Raw genomic sequence first — 15060 nt, 5'->3', positions numbered from 1 at the left:
GACGCGGGGCGGCCGGAGGAGGCGCGGCGCGCGGCGCTTCGGCGGCCGGCGGACGTGGAGCCGCGGGCGGAGGGGCAGCGCGCGGCGGAGCCGGCGGCGGCGCCGCAGGACGCCCGGGCGCCTCCTCGGAACGGCCGGGCGGCCTTCCGGGCGGGGGCTTGCGCGGGTCCGGCGTCGCCGGCTCGGCTTGGGCTACGACCATCCGCGGCTCTGTTTGAGCGTGGACGAGGACAGGCTGGCCGGCGAGAAGGGCAGGCGCCATGACGCCGGCGAGCAGAAGGTCTCTTGTCTTTGTCATGCTCTCGATTTTTCGTTGGCGGGCCCGCAGTCTTTTCAAACAGCGAGACGCGCGTGTGGCCGCTCTGCGGCTTCGATGAGGCGACGGACCAGCCTGTTCTTCAGACGCCGACGGTGAGCATGGCCGCAGCCACTCCGCTGGCGAGGTACATCAGAATGGAGACTTCGATCGTACGCCTCACGAGTCTACGCAGGCGCATTGCGGTAAGTTCCGTCATGCGAGCCTCCTGGGCTTTGCAGTGACCGGTCCCCCGACCCATTACGATGGTAGTCCGCATTAGACGAAAACCGCGTGCGCGCCGTCACACTCATTCGCGATGACTAGGGGCAGGGCGACGGTCGTAGCCCGGAACGACGAATTCTCTGGAGACACACAGGACTAGGGCTCTCTCTCGCGATACTCGCGAAGGTTGCATTAAGGGATCATCGCTAGCGTGAACCGGAGGCTTAGGCGTTGGGCCTGCCTCCCGGGTTGGCAATGTCGCGTCCTCATCACATCTGGCTGACCTGCCTGGGCCTCGTGGCCCTGATCTGCGCATCGATCGCCGCGCACGTGTTCGAGTTCTCGCGTCTCGCCGTCAGCGACGCCGAGGCTTACGCGACCAACGTGGCGACGGCGGCCTCGGCCGGCATCGAGCAGATCTTCAGCAACGTCGACAGCAACATCAAGGTGACCCGGAACATCCTTACCGAGATTCGTGACCTCGACGCCTTCGCGTATAAATTCTCCCGCTACGTCCACCCCGAGCGCCACACGATCCAGATCGCCGTCCTCGACCGCAGCGGCATGCTGATCTTTTCGTCGCTGTCGGCCGTGAAGAGCCCGACCGACCTGAGCGATCGCTCCTATTTCCAGTTTCACGCAAACCTGACGGACGATGTGCTCTACGTCGGTTCGCCCGTGCCGGGGCGCCGGGATATTTGGAACGGGGCCTGGTTCATCCCGGTGAGCCGCCGGATCACCAATCCGGACGGCAGCTTCGGCGGCGTGATCGTGGCGACGCTGGATCCCTATTACTTCGCCAAGGCATTCGACGAGATCGACATCGGCGACGACGGCGCGCTCACGATGATCTCCGAGCACGGCGCCGTGGTGTCGCGGCGCGGACTGACCAAGGACACGATCGGCAAGTCCATGGCGGGCTCGCATCTGCTCGCGCTGGCGCGCTCCAAGCCGCTGGGCCTGCTCGACGGCGTCGACGAGATCGACGGCAAGCGGCGGCTCACGGCCTATCGGGCGCTGGGGACGTCGGGGCTCATGCTCGCCGTCGGCCTTTCGCATGATCGCGCATTCGGTGCGGCCGAACGTCAGGCTGGCCTTGGGGTGGTGGGCGCCGTTGCGAGCGGCGCGATCGTGATCGGCCTGGGCGCTGCATTCGCACGCAGCCGGCGGCGTCTGGACCGCAACCAGGCCCTGCTCGAACAGGCGTCCGCCTCTAATCAGGCCAAGGACGCCGAACTGAGCGCGCTTCAGATCGAAGAAAGCCGCCTTCGGCGCGAGCTCGACCTGGCCCGGGGGCTCGAGGCCTTCGAAAACACGGTGCATATCACCGCCATGCAGATTTCAGCCTCCATCGATCAGCTGGGAGGCGCCTCTGCGGCCCTTTCCAATCGCGCCGGCGAAACGCGCCAGCATGCGGCCGACGTGCTCGGCGTCGCCGAGCGTGCGTTGTCGCGGACCGAGCAGGTGGTCGAGATGGCGAGCGAACTCGTCGCCCTGAGCGAGCGGATCAACGACAGCGCCGCCGCTACGTCGGGGCTCGCGGATCGCTCCGTGGAAGGCGCGCGGGAAACCGACACCGTCGTGCAGGCGCTGGACGCGGCGGCGGCCGAGATCGATTTCGTGGCGAGCTTCATCGCCGGCGTGGCGCGTCAGACGAACCTGCTGGCGCTGAACGCCACCATCGAGGCGGCGCGGGCCGGCGAACGCGGTCGCGGTTTCGCGGTGGTGGCCAGCGAGGTGAAAGCGTTGGCGGAGCAAACCGGCCAGGCGGCGCAGAAGATCGCGGTCCAGACGCAGGCCATCAAGGAAGCCGGCGGGCGCACCGCGCATGTGGTGCGCGACATCGCGCAGAGCATTCACGACGTCGCCGCCATCAGCCGCACGGTGGCGTCGGCTACGAGCGAGCAGGCGAAGTATTCGGCCGCCATCGAGCGGTCGATCGCGAAGGTGCAGGGCGAGAATGAGGGCCTGGCGCTGGCGGCCGAGCGACTGAACGGCGCAACGGCCGAAGCGGAAGCTGTCGTCGCCGACGTGGTGGAATTGGCGAGCGCGCTGCGATTGCACGCCAGCACGCTAACGGCGCAGAGCGAAACGGTATCGATGGGGCTGCTGAGGGCCCAGCGGCAACAAAGCCAGGGCTGAGGGCTATCCAAGAACCGCCCGACGCAAAGGAGCGCGCCGGGCGTGGCTGATCACATCGAGCGATGCATTTTCCGGTGCATCTTCTTGTGCTTCATCTTGGTGCGCGAATGCATCATCGAGCGGCGCGCGCCCGTCTGCATGTTCATGCCGGTGTGGTTCATGGCGCCGGCGCTGCCCTGCATCATGCTGCGCGAACCCGGCTGGCCGGGGGTCGACGACGTGGCGGACTGAGCCTGCGCCATCGCGGGGATTGCGGCGAGCATGCCGACGGCAAGAAGTGCTGCTTTGATCACGAGTATCTCCCTCGAACGACTTCAACGCGTCTCAATGCGCCGAACGGAGGGCGGTTCCGGTCTTCTGCAGGACTGTGCCGTAGTGTGAGAATACGTCGCAGGACGATGATCAAGACGGCGCCATGCCGAACCCATAGTCGCCTACGGCTTCCCATGGGCCGCCGAGATAACGCCAGAGTTCGAGCCCTTCGATCTCGAACTCGAACGGCTGGAACGTCGCGCAGAGTGCGTCGAAGGTCTTTCGCGCCTTCTCGGCCTGCGCCTTGTTCTGCAGCGTGACGTGGGGCCTGTGCGCCCGCATGTCCTGCGGCGTCAGCACGGTGCGCCAGCGAGCGGCGAGGCGCTCGCGCAGTTCAGACAATGCCGGCGTCAGGATCGCCACCTGGACGCCCTGGCCGGTGAACCTCAGATGCGTGGCGCTCGCCGGCATTGGATCGAGCCGCCAACTCTCTTCCGCGAGTTCATCCTCGATGTCGGCGACCTGGTCGCCTGGCAATTGGTGAAACAGCGTGAGGTGCGCCGGCACCTGGTTGCGGTCCGGCGGGAAGTAGGCCCGCCGGCGCGCCTCGAACCATTGCTGCGCATCGGCCGACATCCGCGCCGTCAGGATCAGGGGAGGCGGACCTTTTCGGACCGCCTCCGTGCTGGTGGACTGCTCCTGCATCTGGCTGATCGCAGCTCTGCTCCCGGCGGGTAGGGATCAATCCGGCTGGAAATCCAGGGCCACGCCGTTCATGCAGTAACGCAGGCCGCTCGGCGGCGGGCCGTCCGGAAACACGTGGCCAAGATGGCCGCCGCACTGGCTGCAATGCACTTCGGTGCGCAGCATGCCGTAGCTGCGGTCTTCCGTGGTCTCGACCGCGCCCGGCAGCGGCGTGTTGAAGCTCGGCCAACCGGTGCCGCTCTCGAACTTGGTGTCGTTCTTGAACAGCGGCGTTCCGCACCCGACGCAGGAAAACGTGCCGCGGCGCTTCTCGGTCAGCAGCGCGCAACTGCCGGGCCGTTCGGTGCCATGTCCTCGCAGCACCGCATATTGCTCCGGGCTCAGGATGCGCCGCCACTCCTCGTCCGTTTTCGTGACCGGATAGGCGTGAGTCGTGGCTGCTGCCATGGAAGCCTCCTCGTTTGAACTGGTTGCGGACGAATATAGGGGCTGTTCCCGAAACAGACAGGGGGTCCAAGCTCAAGCTAAGCGGCGAAGACTAGCGCCGTTTTTTGGCAGTGAGATGACAACAAAGGCAAGCCGCCTAGCGTATGGGCAGCGTAGAGAGAACCTTTTCGCACCTGCGAAAAAAGATGTCGGCAAGGTGGAACAAACGTGTCTTACTGCGAGTTGTGCCATCATCTCAGTCCGCGCGCCGCGATTTGGGCTCGCCCATTCCAGATGTGAAGAATGCGTGAACGTATATTGTTCGTCACGCCGGAGTTCGCTGGGTTTGCCAAGGCTGGCGGACTGGGTGAGATTTCGGCTGCCTTGCCGCGCGCGCTGCGGCGCCATGTGGATGTCCGAATTCTAATCCCGGGCTATCGCGAACTCGTCGAAGCCGCCGGGCCAATGGCGGTGGTGAGCCACTTGCCGTCGCGAGGCGCCATTCCGGCGTGCTCGATCGGGAAGACCCAGACGGCCGATGGGCTGCCGGTCTATGTTCTCCTCTGCCCGGAACTCTACGACCGCGCGGGTTCGCCCTATGGCGACCAGCACGGCGTCGACTGGGCCGACAACGACATTCGCTTCGCCCGCCTGAGCCTTGCCGCCGCCGAGATCGCCGGCGCGCATCCGGTGGAGGGTTGGCGGCCCGATTTGCTCCACGTGCACGACTGGCCGGCCGCGCTGGCCCCGGCCTACCTGGCCTGGAACAAGAGCGCGACGCCGTGCATTCTCACGGTGCACAATCTGGCGCATCAGGGATTGTTCCCGCCGGAGCGCATGGACCGGCTCGGCATCCCCTCCCAGGCCTATTCGATCGACGGCGTCGAATTCCACGGCAAGGTGTCGTTTCTCAAAGCGGGCCTGTTCTACGCCAACCACATCACCACGGTCAGCGAGACCTACGCGCACGAGATCACCACGCGCGAGCATGGCTGCGGGCTGGAAGGCCTGCTCCGCGACCGGTCGCGCGAGGGACGCCTCACCGGCATCCTGAACGGCATCGACGAGAGCTGGGACCCTTATACCGATCCGCATCTCGCAGCGCCTTTTGCGGCCGGGCGATGGCGCGGCAAGGCGAAGAACGCCGACAGCGTGCGCCAGGCGTTCGGCCTTGCGGTGTCCCGCGGTCCGTTGTTCGCCGTGGTGTCGCGGCTCGTTCCGCAGAAGGGCGTCGACCTCACCATCGAGGCCGCCGAGTCCATCGTTCGCCACGGCGGCCAGATCGTCGTGACCGGTCGGGGCGAAGCGCATTTCGAGAAGGCGCTGACGGCCTTGTCGGCCCGGCATCCCGGCCATGTCGGGATCTCGATCGGGTTCGAGGAGAAGCTCGCGCGGCGGATCTATGCGGGAAGCGACTTCCTGTTGATGCCCTCGCGCTTCGAGCCGTGCGGCCTGAGCCAGATGTATGCCCAGCGGTTCGGCTCGCTGCCGGTGGCGCGGGCGACGGGCGGCCTCGCCGAAACCATCGAGGATGGCGAGACCGGCTTCCTGTTCGAAACGTCGAGCCTCGGCAGCTTCCTGGGCGCGGTCTACCGCGCGTTCGATGCCTACCGGTCTCGCGCGAGGCTGGAGGAGATGCGCCGCGCCGCGATGGCGTGCGACCGGAGCTGGGCGAACCCGGCTCAGGGCTACGCGCGTCTGTTCGGGCAGGCGCTGAACCTCTCCAAGGAAGCCGCCGCCTGACGGCGCCGGCCCACGACCAGGCGTAGGCCCGGAGGGTTAACCCGTATGCGCCCTTGATCGGGGAGGCGTCCGCGAAGATCGTGCGGCAACCAAAAAGACCGGGTGGGAAGGGCGGCTGCGTGCGCCAGCCGCCGCTCCAGGGAAGCGAATGAGAGCAAACGCCATTTTTCTTTGCGCCGCCGCGGCGCTTGCCCTGGCCTCATCCCCGACCTTCGCCCAGACCGTCTTCTCGCCACAGCCGAGCGGCGGTTGCGATGCGACGTGCCGCGCCGGGCTCGGCCTCGATCCCAGCGTCGGGCCGGATCCCGACGGGGCCGGCGGATTGGGCGTAGCGCCGCCGCCTCCGCCCAGCCCGAGACAGAAGCCCGCCCCGCCGCGCCGCAAACCTGCGGCCGCCCGCGAGGCGCATCCGCGGCAGGCTCGCCCGGTCGATCCGCCGAAATCCGCCGAACAGGTATCGCCGGACCAGGCCCTGGAGGATGCTGCTCCCGCCGCCCCCGAGCCACGGATCCCCGCGCAGCCCCTCGCGCCCTCACGGCCGCGTGCCCAGCCTGCGCCGCCGAAAGTCGTGGCGCCGCGGCGTGTGGCCGAGCCCCCGCGCGTTCCGGAGCCGCCGCGTGTTCCGGAGCCGGCGCGCGCGCCCGCCGCCGCCGCGCCTGCGCCGCCCACGATCACGTCGACCACTCGTCCCAAGGGCACACCCGCCGAGACCGGCGCCGAAGCAGGCGGCCCCTTGGCGGCTTACGTCCTCGTGCGGTCCGACGTGGCCGGATTGGCGCAACTGCAGGGCCGCCGCATCGGGGTGACGCCCCTTGGCGATCGGGCGGCCCAGCATGCCGATGCGGCGTTGCGGAGCGCTCACCTGGAAGGCACGACCCAGGCCGTGAGCGACGCCGACGCGATGAAGCGGCTGATCGGCGGCGACCTGGAAGCCGTGGTGGTGGATATCGACCGGCCGCCGGACGGCCTCAGCGACCTGCCGGTGGAGCGGTTCCGGATGATCCCGATCTTCGCGCCGGGGCTGTAGCGGTCACGCCGCGCGGGACAGCACCATGCAGTCCAGCACCGCGCCATAGTGGCAGGCCGCGGCGGCCAACACGAAAGCGTGCCAGATCGCGTTCTGGAAGCGCAGGCTTTCCCAGACGTGGAAGATGACGCCGAACGTGTAGAGCAGCCCGCCCGCGCTGAGCAGCCAGAGGCTCGTGGTCGGCAGCGCCATGGCGAGCGGCTCAAAGGCGAGCACGATGCTCCAGCCCAGCGCCAGATACAGCAAGATCGACAGGCGATCGAAACGCCCCGGATAGAACACCTTGAGGGCGGCCCCGCCGAGCGCTCCCGTCCAGACGATCGCCGAGAGCGCCGCCGCCCAGGGGCTGGCCTTGATGGCCGCCATGAACGGCGTGTAAGTGCCGGCGATCATCAGGTAGATCGTGGAATGGTCGGCGCGCCTCAACAGCCATTTCAGGCGGGACGGCGGCGTCATGTTGTAGGCGGCCGAGCAGGCCAGCATGGCGACGAGGGCGGTCGCGTAGACGGCGACCGAGGTGATCTCCAGCGGCTCGGCTAGCCCGACGGCGAGGACGACCAGGAACACGGCGGCGACGAGCCCCGCCACGACGCCCAACACGTGCACGCATCCATCCGCCACCAGCTCGGCGGCGTCGTACACGCGCGTCATATGCGCAGGTCTGCCGTCCATCCCGCCCCCTTCGCGAAGTCGTTCGCAGTCGAACGATGTTTCAACGCTCGGACAGGATTGTGGATCCAGGATGACGCGCATTCGAGATGATCAAATGGGATCGAGCGCAGTCACAAAGCAGAAAGCCCATACGGCTGAAGGCTGAGGCCTCTGTGCGCTGGCGCGCCGAGGCGATTCGACTCTGGCTTTTTAGAAAGTCTATACTCCCCGCAGTGAAGCGCGCTTCAATTCACAGAAAAAGAACAGGGTCGAAAGTGCGAGCGTATCTGATTGGAACCAAACGGGTCGAAGTCTACGAAGCTGCGGAATTGCGGCCGGACGACTCGGTGGCGGTTGAAATCAACGGCGACGTCCTGTGCTACGTCGCTCCTCTGGACGCCTGGGACGCGGAACGCTGCATGACGGAGGCCGCGCAGCGCCACCTGCGGCTCAAGATGATGCACCGCGCCGATGACGGCAGCCTGCGCTTTCCGAAAGTCAGCCTGTTGGAAAAGAAGAGTTCGGCCGGGCTCGAACAGGTCTTCCGCCTGAGCCTGCTGAAGCGAGCGCCCCGCCGCAAGGCCGCCGCACCCGCCGCCTGAGCTCAGTCCTCGCTCGCGGCCGCGCCGCCCTGGCTGGCGCGGCCAGGGCGATAGAACCAGTGTCCCTCCGTTTCGATCCGCGCCACGATGGCGGGGTCGATCTCGGTTTCATGCACCTCTTTCACGAGACGCCACTCGCCGGGCGGCAGCGTCGCTGCGCCGGGGTCCCGGCACACCGCCAAGGAGAATTCCTGGTTAGTGAAGAGATAGAGTGACATGGGTTGTTCCGCCTCGCCGCCGCGCACAGGTAATGCAATCCGGCGCGGCGAGTTGCGCGATTGGAACGAAAGCTCTTCGCGGGGCTTCCAGGGTCATGACGATCTTCTTCACAAGCGACACGCATTTCGGCGACCCGCGCGTGCTTCGGATCGACCGCCGGCCATACGGATCGCTCGACGAGCATGACGAGGCGCTCGTCGCACGATGGAACGCCGTGGTGGGACCCGGGGACACGATCTGGCATCTCGGCGACTTCGCCTTCAGCAAGCCGCCGGGCCGGGCGCAAGCCATGCTGGCGCGTCTCGCCGGCGAGAAGCACCTCATCATCGGCAACAATGACGGCCCAGACACCGTGCGGGCGACCGGGTGGGCGAGCGTCCAGCACTACGCCGAGATGACCGTCGACGGCGTCGAGCTCGTGCTCTGCCACTATCCGTTCCGCACGTGGAACCACATGGGCCGCGGCGTTGTGGACCTGCACGGCCACAGCCATGGCAAGCTGACCCCGATGCCGCGCCAGTACGACGTGGGCGTCGACCCCCAGGATTTCCGGCCCGTCACGCTGGCCGAAATCAAGGCATCGCGCCGCAGCCGGGGAGGGCGCGCGGCCGCCCCCGCAGGCGCGAGGGCGGCGCGGCCGAAGCGCTTGCCGACAAACGCCGATTCGCCCTGAGGGATCGCCCGACAGATACCGCGCGACACGGCCCGCAAACGCTTGACACCCCCGCCCCCGCATCCTATTACCCGCCTCGCCTTGCGGGGGAGCATCGACCGAACCCCGCACGCCAACGGCGCCGGGGCGGAGTAGCTCAGCTGGTTAGAGCAGAGGAATCATAATCCTTGTGTCGGGGGTTCGAGTCCCTCCTCCGCTACCACCCACCTGATTGTAATCCTTCATCTTTTCGCATCCTTTTCTAGCTGGGCCTGCCGGGTTTGACAGATCCTCAGGAAGGTTTGACAACCTTTGTTCGGCGCTTGTTCAGCTCTGCGTCGATCGACGTGACCACCCCGCGCATTTTCGGCTTGAGGTCGGCTCCCTTCGCATAGTGCCGGGCCATCTCGATCGTGCGCTGGCCGAGCGCATCCGCAATCGTCCGCTCGTCGTGGCCGATCTCTCGCAAGATGACAGCCAGCGTGTGCCGCAGGCCATAGAGCGTCAGGCCGGATCCGATCCGACCAGTTCCTTCGAGCTCAAGCCGTACCTTGCGCCAGGACGCCCGAAAGCCGCTCGTGGTCCAAGGGCGGCCATCGGAGTTGGCGCAGAGCGTGATCGCATCGTGCCGCGGCGCCGAGTCGAGGAGCTCAGCCAATGGGGCCGGGACGGGCCAGAAGATCGGCTCCCCGGTCTTGGACCGAGAGGACGCGATCTCGCCTCCCTTGTAGAACGAGCGGGGCAGCGACATTGCGTCCTTGGGGCCGAGACCCGTGTACATCATCAGGCCGATGGGGACCTTGATGTGAGCCGGCGCTGCCGCGAGGACAGCCTCGCGCTCTTCATCGCTCCAGGGGCGATTTGCCTCGGGCGTACCCTTCTTTCTCCGGAGGTCCTTGATCCCCGACGCAGGGTTCACGCTGTTTCGGCCGAGATAGCCCCGCTCGTTGCCCCAGGAGAACACCAGGGACAAACAAGCCTTGACGTAATTGCCGAAACGGCGGCCGCGCTTTGCCGCGGCCTTGTCTCGGATCTTGACCACCAACGGCTTGTCGAACCGCGCAAGAGCGGTGTCGGCAATGGGCTTCAGATAGTCGAAGACGCGCTGATAGTCTGATCGGGTCTGGGCGGCCAAATCGGTGAAAGCAGGAGCTCCGCGGTATTCGGCGATCAATTGCCCCAACGTGCCCGCCCGAGGCGTCGCCTGGGCAATCGACAACTCGGCAATACGAGAGCACTCGGCGAAGAACTCTGCCGATCCGAGCGGGGCTTTCTCCAGGTTAACAGACACGCGGGTTTTACGGTGGTAGCAGCGCTGCTTGCCGTGCCGATCCTTGAAGATCTGAAAGCCCTTCACGCGGACGATGCTCATCCGAGCCTCGCAATGATGTCGTCGTCCTCTCCTCCGGCGCCCGCCTTGAGGCCCTCGATCCACTTGTCGAGATCGTGTACGTCATAGAGCAGATCGCCGTCCGCCATCTTTACCGGCGGGACCGGGCACTGCGCCTCGAACTTTCGAGCCGAGCGGCGGCAGTAATGAGCAGCCTCGGCCCGCGTGAGGAGTCGAAACGGCTGAATACGGAGATTTAGCGTGGTGCTGGCCATCACGAGCGTCCGTTCAACTAAACCTTGGAATGGTGACCTGCCTTGAGTCGGTCGATCTCAGATCGTTCGACGATAATGGGTGATGTTACGCCACCGAGCTTTTTAGCCTTGAGGCGGCCTGAGCTGATCCAGCGGAGGATGGTCTTTTCAGAGTATCCGAGGACCGCAGCAATCCGCTTCGCGCCACGGATAGAATGGCTAGTCGGCATTCGACACCTCTAGTCCAAGTGCGCGACGCTTCATCTTGCGGACAGCAAGAGTCACGTTCAAATCCAGGACAGAAGAAGCGTTCCTCAAGGAAAAATCGGCGCGTTTGCGGGTGATTGCGTCTTTAGAGTCGATCCGATGGACAGTCTTCCCGTCTCCATCGATCTGCGCGAAGGGCCGGTAGCGGAAGCTAAGGGCTGGAAGCGGCAAGCTCGGATCCTGAATTCGCCGGAGAAGTGCTTTCATCGACTCGTAGGGATCGGGGTCGGGGATTTTTCGGAAGGCCCACTTTCCGTCTGCGATCAGAAGATGCTCGTCATATCGCTCGAAGCTTTCAGCGAACCGAGTTGCTGGTGCATAAAGGCCAAGCGGATCGATCTCCCCGTAGTAGATGGGCTTGTTGTCAATGCGAGTCAGCTCTAGATTTTCCAGCCCGATATGCGTCCGATCAACTATCATCGTTCCATCTGGCGTGTTCGGCTTAAATTCGTCTGGTTGCAAGTAGAGAACATTCCCGGCGGTCGGATCGTTATTTTTGACATCTCTGCAGCGATAAACATAGCGGTTCCAAACGAAATCAGGAACGCTGTCGTTCTCTAGCCACCCACCTTCAGGATCTACTTTAGCAAGCCACTCCCATGTGAGGGGGCTAACAACGAAATCGATGATCGGTGCCACGTCAGTGGCAATAAATGCATCGGCTGAAATGAGGTTAGCAATCAACTCGAACTGCAGACCGCTTCGGCTGCCGGCGGCGATGATGGCGACGCCGTTCTTCGTAGTATGTCCAAGCCGCCGTGTGCTGTAGCTGCCCCGTCCCCCGCCAACGATGCCGTTTCGCATGCTCGGGATATTCAGGACCAACGTGACCGCTCGTGGCGCCAAGCCCGTCCACTCGGCAATCTCCTGGTCGGTGATCCTTCCAGTCCACCATCGGCAGGCCCGCGCACGTTCCATCGATTCGTTCTCCGTGTTCAAATGACGTAGAACGTTTATTGGTGTCGTGCAAGCAAATCGCGTTCTGCGTAATTTGCTGCTGTGGACGGCGTCGCGGTTCAGTTTTGTTGGCCGCCGCTTCGCGCCCCGATCAGGCTCTCTAGGAATGCGCGCGCGCAGGAATCCGGCCAGTCCAAGCACTCCTCGGGATCTTCCCAAAGGTGGCTGAGGTGCCAGCGTTTCAGCACGTCTGCTTTCAAGGAGATGGCTTCCACCGTCGCCGGCGGGAATGCGGCGATGCGTTCGGAGAGACCCTCGCGGCGATCGTAAGCGGCAGTGTAGGCCGCGAAAGCTTCAGAGTGGTCGGGCGTAGAAGCAGCCAATTCCCGAAGCGCCTTATGAGAGATCGGCCGTGTCGCTTTGACCGCGGCCATAAGCACCCGGTCTGCCGCGTCGTAGCCTTCAGTTCGATGTGCGCCCGCAGAAACTCTCGATGAAGCGTTTGGAGCCCAGCAGGCTCGTGCCCGCCGGCCGCCACGATCGCGGCCAAAGTACCGCGTGAAATCTCGTCAGGGCGCGTGGTATCGTTCCCGAAGCCTGGCATCGAGATCACTCCTCGTTGTGGGTTAGGGCTGTCGAGGTGCTCCTACGCCTCGGCGGTCCATCGCTTCTCTGTTATCACGGTTGCAGATGGCTGATCAAACTGTGTTAACACGGAAGAGGCGCGGTCCTGCTCCTACGGGCAAAGGGACGTTGGTGGGCGTTCGCTTGCAGCCGTCTGCATTGGAAAAGCTCGACGCGTGGCGCCAAACTCAGGACGACGAGCCCTCGAGGCCCGAGGCCGTGCGGCGCCTGGTCGAGAAGGGGCTTGGAATCTGATGCGTCCGACCTTGCTCATCTTTGTGGGAGCTGCAGCTGTCGCGATCTGGGCGGGCGGCAAGCGAGCTCAGCACGCAGTGATGGTCACCTTCAACGAAGGAATTTCGTACACGATAAACCCTGACTTGAGCAGCGATGAACTCACGCGCCGCTCCCGCGAACGGGCGTTCTACGGTGCCATCATGTACGTCGCGATCGGCTGCATGATCGCCGCGGGCGTGCTCGACAGCGTGTTGATGTGAGTATGGCGGCTGGTCGAGAAGGCGCTTAGTGATGGCGCCCGATTGGAACCCGCTCCTGCTAGAGCTCGCTAAGGGATTACCGACCGCCTCAATCTCTCTGTTGGTCGGCTTCCTGGGCTGGGTAGTCGCGAACCGGCAGTCCAAGACGGCTCACCAGAAATTCGTGATGGAGATGTTCGACCGCAGGATCGCGGTCTATGATTTAGCGGCCGAGGCGATGACGGAATATCGGCGCGGCCGGCCCGAGGAGATTCGAAAGTCGCAGCAACTCCTTCTGCAGGCGATCAATCAATCTCGGTTCCTCTTCGGTCTTGAAGTCACGGATCATTTGACTGAGATGCTGGCCGCGGTGGGATCGGTAGAGCGCGCGCAGTCGCTTGCGCAGAGCAGTCCGGCTATAGCCGAGCCTGCAATCGAGATCGCCAATCGGTCGATTGACGCGCTTTCTTGCGCGATGCCGAAGCTCGTGAATCTCTGCGCGCCATACATTGGCATGCACGAGAAACTTCGCTGAAGTCCATAACGATCCGGGTAAGCGCACCCAACATATGCGAACGTCCGAGGAGCACCGATGTTCGGAGACAAGACAACGATCGTGGTCGGGGCTGGGGCGAGCAAGGAATATGGATTTCCGCTAGGAAGTGAGCTCAAACTGTCAATCGCAGCTAAGCTCGAAGTCACAGATTGTGGGGGAACGAGCTCTTTTTCCGGAGAAAGTCGAATCTGGGAAGCGTTGAAGCGCTACGGACATGAGGAGGGTCACTCCGAAAGTGAGCTTCTCGACGCGTGCTTAACGATAACCGGTGCCCTGAGCGTCCATCCTTCGATTGATCAGCTGATCGAGAGGTACGACGACAAACCGGCGGTAAGTTTCGCGGGCAAGCTCGCGATCGTGAGTTGCATCCTGGAAGCCGAGGCTAAGTCGGCTAGCGAGAGCCAACCAGACGCCGAGCGCTGGATACCATACTTTGTCGAGATGGCTACCCCTGGCATCTCGCGCACGCGCAGGCGTGAACTGTTTTCGAATGCGGTGATTGTATGCTTCAACTATGATCGGTGTATCGAGCATTATCTGCCCGCGCAGTTAAATCGTTTTTTTGGCAGCGATATCGATATGACCGACGTCGCTGATTCTTTGCAGATACTTCGTCCTTACGGCAGTTTGGGTAGGTTAGATGGAGCTGATGGTCTGGCTTTCGGCGATACTACAACTAGCGCAGAGCGGCTCTATCGAGCAGCCAAGCTTATAAGAACATACAGCGAGCAAACGGAATCAGGACACTTAGAGGCGATTAGAAATCATGTAAATAACGCTGATACTCTGATTTTTCTTGGATTTGGATTTATTCTGGAAAATATGAATTTTCTGTTCAACAACAAGAAGAGCAATGCCCGCCGGTTTTTTGCCACTGCGTACGGCTTTACTTCAAAGCAACAACAGGAAGTTGGAAATTCACTTACGTCCCGCGTCACAGTACTCGACGGCTATCGAGCAGAGAAAGAAAATTGTTCGTGCTTTCAGCTTCTCAATGAGTACAAATTCTTTATTGTTGACAATCCGTTGGTCCGATCATTGAACCACTCAGATCAACAGGTCTGAACTAAACGACCGGGTTCGCGAACCATGCCGCAGCGTTGACGCAATCAGGCCCGGCGAACGTTCTCGTTGTTGTCCAAAAGAAGCAGCCCGATGAGGGGCTGACCCTTTGGGCATCTATACTGAAAGCCCGGAATTGCTAAGCTGAACCTTCCAGACAGTCGCATTCGGGAGGGGGCCTTGAAGATCGTTGCCGCGGCGATGCTCAGCCTAATCTGGCTCTCAAGCGCCCATGCCGGAATATTCGGCGAGTCCGCGGCCGAACATGTAGCTCGCCTGAAACGTCGCGCGGACGCGTTGGATATCACGATCGGCCAATATCAGACGCTTATGCATAGGTTCACGTCCCAAGGGGTCTCTGAAGACAAAGCATTCGAGGCGATGTACCGCCTCCACAAGAACGTGCAAGCAGCCGTAGGGGCTGTGGAGGCCAGAAGGCAGCAGCGCGACCCGTTCAATACCGGTGTACGCGTCCATCGGGGTGGCGAAGGCTTTTAACCTCACTGCCGGGGAGCGTCGGATCCCCGATATCAGTGGTTCTGAACGGGGGTGACGGGGCGGATGAGCCAACACCAAGCCGTCATGACCCGCCGAACTTCGTCGGAACGCGAGCCCGCTTGACGTAACCGCCGATAGTCTGTGCTATGCGGTAGAA

The 15060-nt window shown here is 63.6% G+C and carries 19 protein-coding genes and 1 tRNA gene; 10 read left to right on the top strand and 10 right to left on the bottom strand.

Annotated features, from left to right (window positions below; genetic code table 11):
* Positions 1-775: 775 nt before the first annotated feature.
* A complete protein-coding gene (locus AC1DSZ_RS20150; RefSeq protein WP_476840135.1) occupies positions 776-2662 on the top strand; it encodes a methyl-accepting chemotaxis protein in 1887 nt (628 codons plus the stop codon).
* 50 nt (positions 2663-2712) lie between these two features.
* On the opposite strand, the gene AC1DSZ_RS20145 is transcribed toward AC1DSZ_RS20150, so the two are convergent.
* From AC1DSZ_RS20145 to msrB, 3 genes are all read right to left on the bottom strand, one after another.
* Positions 2713-2955, bottom strand: coding sequence for a hypothetical protein (locus tag AC1DSZ_RS20145; RefSeq protein ID WP_476840134.1), 243 nt, complete (start codon positions 2953-2955; stop codon positions 2713-2715).
* A 109-nt stretch (positions 2956-3064) separates the two neighbouring features.
* Entirely contained in the window at positions 3065-3619 is a 555-nt protein-coding gene (locus AC1DSZ_RS20140) for a 2'-5' RNA ligase family protein (protein ID WP_476840133.1), read from the bottom strand.
* A 36-nt stretch (positions 3620-3655) separates the two neighbouring features.
* A complete protein-coding gene (msrB, locus tag AC1DSZ_RS20135; protein WP_476840132.1) occupies positions 3656-4066 on the bottom strand; it encodes a peptide-methionine (R)-S-oxide reductase MsrB in 411 nt (136 codons plus the stop codon).
* A 282-nt stretch (positions 4067-4348) separates the two neighbouring features.
* On the opposite strand from msrB, the gene glgA reads away from it, so the two are divergent.
* Both glgA and AC1DSZ_RS20125 read left to right on the top strand, forming a co-directional pair.
* Complete coding sequence (gene glgA, locus AC1DSZ_RS20130) at positions 4349-5788, top strand: glycogen synthase GlgA (protein WP_476840131.1); 1440 nt, start codon at positions 4349-4351, stop codon at positions 5786-5788.
* Between the two features lie 583 nt (positions 5789-6371).
* Positions 6372-6815 carry a hypothetical protein gene (locus AC1DSZ_RS20125; RefSeq protein ID WP_476840130.1) on the top strand — a complete coding sequence of 148 codons (444 nt, stop codon included), beginning with the start codon at positions 6372-6374 and terminating at the stop codon, positions 6813-6815.
* A gap of 3 nt (positions 6816-6818) precedes the next feature.
* Here AC1DSZ_RS20125 and trhA read toward each other — a convergent pair whose 3' ends face one another.
* Positions 6819-7487, bottom strand: a complete 669-nt coding sequence (gene trhA / locus AC1DSZ_RS20120) for a PAQR family membrane homeostasis protein TrhA (RefSeq protein ID WP_476840129.1) — start codon at positions 7485-7487, stop codon at positions 6819-6821.
* A gap of 326 nt (positions 7488-7813) precedes the next feature.
* On the opposite strand from trhA, the gene AC1DSZ_RS20115 reads away from it, so the two are divergent.
* Positions 7814-8068 (top strand): hypothetical protein, encoded by a 255-nt coding sequence (locus AC1DSZ_RS20115; RefSeq protein WP_476840128.1) that lies wholly within the window; start codon positions 7814-7816, stop codon positions 8066-8068.
* Positions 8069-8070: 2 nt separating this feature from the next.
* Here the strand turns inward: AC1DSZ_RS20115 and AC1DSZ_RS20110 are convergent, their stop codons facing one another.
* Positions 8071-8286, bottom strand: a complete 216-nt coding sequence (locus tag AC1DSZ_RS20110; RefSeq protein WP_476840127.1) for a hypothetical protein — start codon at positions 8284-8286, stop codon at positions 8071-8073.
* 95 nt (positions 8287-8381) lie between these two features.
* On the opposite strand from AC1DSZ_RS20110, the gene AC1DSZ_RS20105 reads away from it, so the two are divergent.
* Both AC1DSZ_RS20105 and AC1DSZ_RS20100 read left to right on the top strand, forming a co-directional pair.
* Positions 8382-8960, top strand: coding sequence for a metallophosphoesterase family protein (locus AC1DSZ_RS20105; RefSeq protein ID WP_476840126.1), 579 nt, complete (start codon positions 8382-8384; stop codon positions 8958-8960).
* Between the two features lie 125 nt (positions 8961-9085).
* A tRNA-Met gene (locus AC1DSZ_RS20100) sits at positions 9086-9162 on the top strand.
* Between the two features lie 69 nt (positions 9163-9231).
* Here AC1DSZ_RS20100 and AC1DSZ_RS20095 read toward each other — a convergent pair.
* The 5 genes from AC1DSZ_RS20095 to AC1DSZ_RS20075 form a co-directional block, all read right to left on the bottom strand.
* On the bottom strand, positions 9232-10311 hold the full coding sequence (locus AC1DSZ_RS20095; protein ID WP_476840125.1) for a tyrosine-type recombinase/integrase: 1080 nt from the start codon (positions 10309-10311) through the stop codon (positions 9232-9234).
* Positions 10308-10544 (bottom strand): hypothetical protein, encoded by a 237-nt coding sequence (locus AC1DSZ_RS20090; protein ID WP_476840124.1) that lies wholly within the window; start codon positions 10542-10544, stop codon positions 10308-10310. Before AC1DSZ_RS20090 ends, AC1DSZ_RS20095 begins: the two co-directional genes overlap by 4 nt.
* A 17-nt stretch (positions 10545-10561) precedes the next feature.
* On the bottom strand, positions 10562-10753 hold the full coding sequence (locus AC1DSZ_RS20085; protein WP_476840123.1) for a helix-turn-helix domain-containing protein: 192 nt from the start codon (positions 10751-10753) through the stop codon (positions 10562-10564).
* Positions 10743-11708 carry a hypothetical protein gene (locus AC1DSZ_RS20080; RefSeq protein ID WP_476840122.1) on the bottom strand — a complete coding sequence of 322 codons (966 nt, stop codon included), beginning with the start codon at positions 11706-11708 and terminating at the stop codon, positions 10743-10745. Before AC1DSZ_RS20080 ends, AC1DSZ_RS20085 begins: the two co-directional genes overlap by 11 nt.
* 98 nt (positions 11709-11806) lie before the next feature.
* Entirely contained in the window at positions 11807-12121 is a 315-nt protein-coding gene (locus tag AC1DSZ_RS20075) for a hypothetical protein (protein ID WP_476840121.1), read from the bottom strand.
* A 444-nt stretch (positions 12122-12565) separates the two neighbouring features.
* Here AC1DSZ_RS20075 and AC1DSZ_RS20070 point away from each other — a divergent pair, with 444 nt between their 5' ends.
* The 4 genes from AC1DSZ_RS20070 (at position 12566) to AC1DSZ_RS20055 (ending at position 14903) form a co-directional block, all read left to right on the top strand.
* Positions 12566-12808, top strand: a complete 243-nt coding sequence (locus tag AC1DSZ_RS20070; RefSeq protein ID WP_476840120.1) for a hypothetical protein — start codon at positions 12566-12568, stop codon at positions 12806-12808.
* A 31-nt stretch (positions 12809-12839) separates the two neighbouring features.
* The gene (locus AC1DSZ_RS20065) at positions 12840-13322 is read left to right on the top strand and encodes a hypothetical protein (protein ID WP_476840119.1); all 483 of its coding nucleotides are present in this window, start codon (positions 12840-12842) and stop codon (positions 13320-13322) included.
* A 57-nt stretch (positions 13323-13379) separates the two neighbouring features.
* Positions 13380-14408, top strand: a complete 1029-nt coding sequence (locus tag AC1DSZ_RS20060; RefSeq protein ID WP_476840118.1) for a hypothetical protein — start codon at positions 13380-13382, stop codon at positions 14406-14408.
* Between the two features lie 177 nt (positions 14409-14585).
* Positions 14586-14903 (top strand): hypothetical protein, encoded by a 318-nt coding sequence (locus AC1DSZ_RS20055; RefSeq protein WP_476840117.1) that lies wholly within the window; start codon positions 14586-14588, stop codon positions 14901-14903.
* Positions 14904-15060 lie beyond the last annotated feature (157 nt).

The organism is Alsobacter sp. P4_H11 (assembly GCF_056400925.1).
The sequence above is the reverse complement of the archived record's forward strand: the minus strand, read 5'-3'. Positions and strand labels throughout refer to the sequence as shown.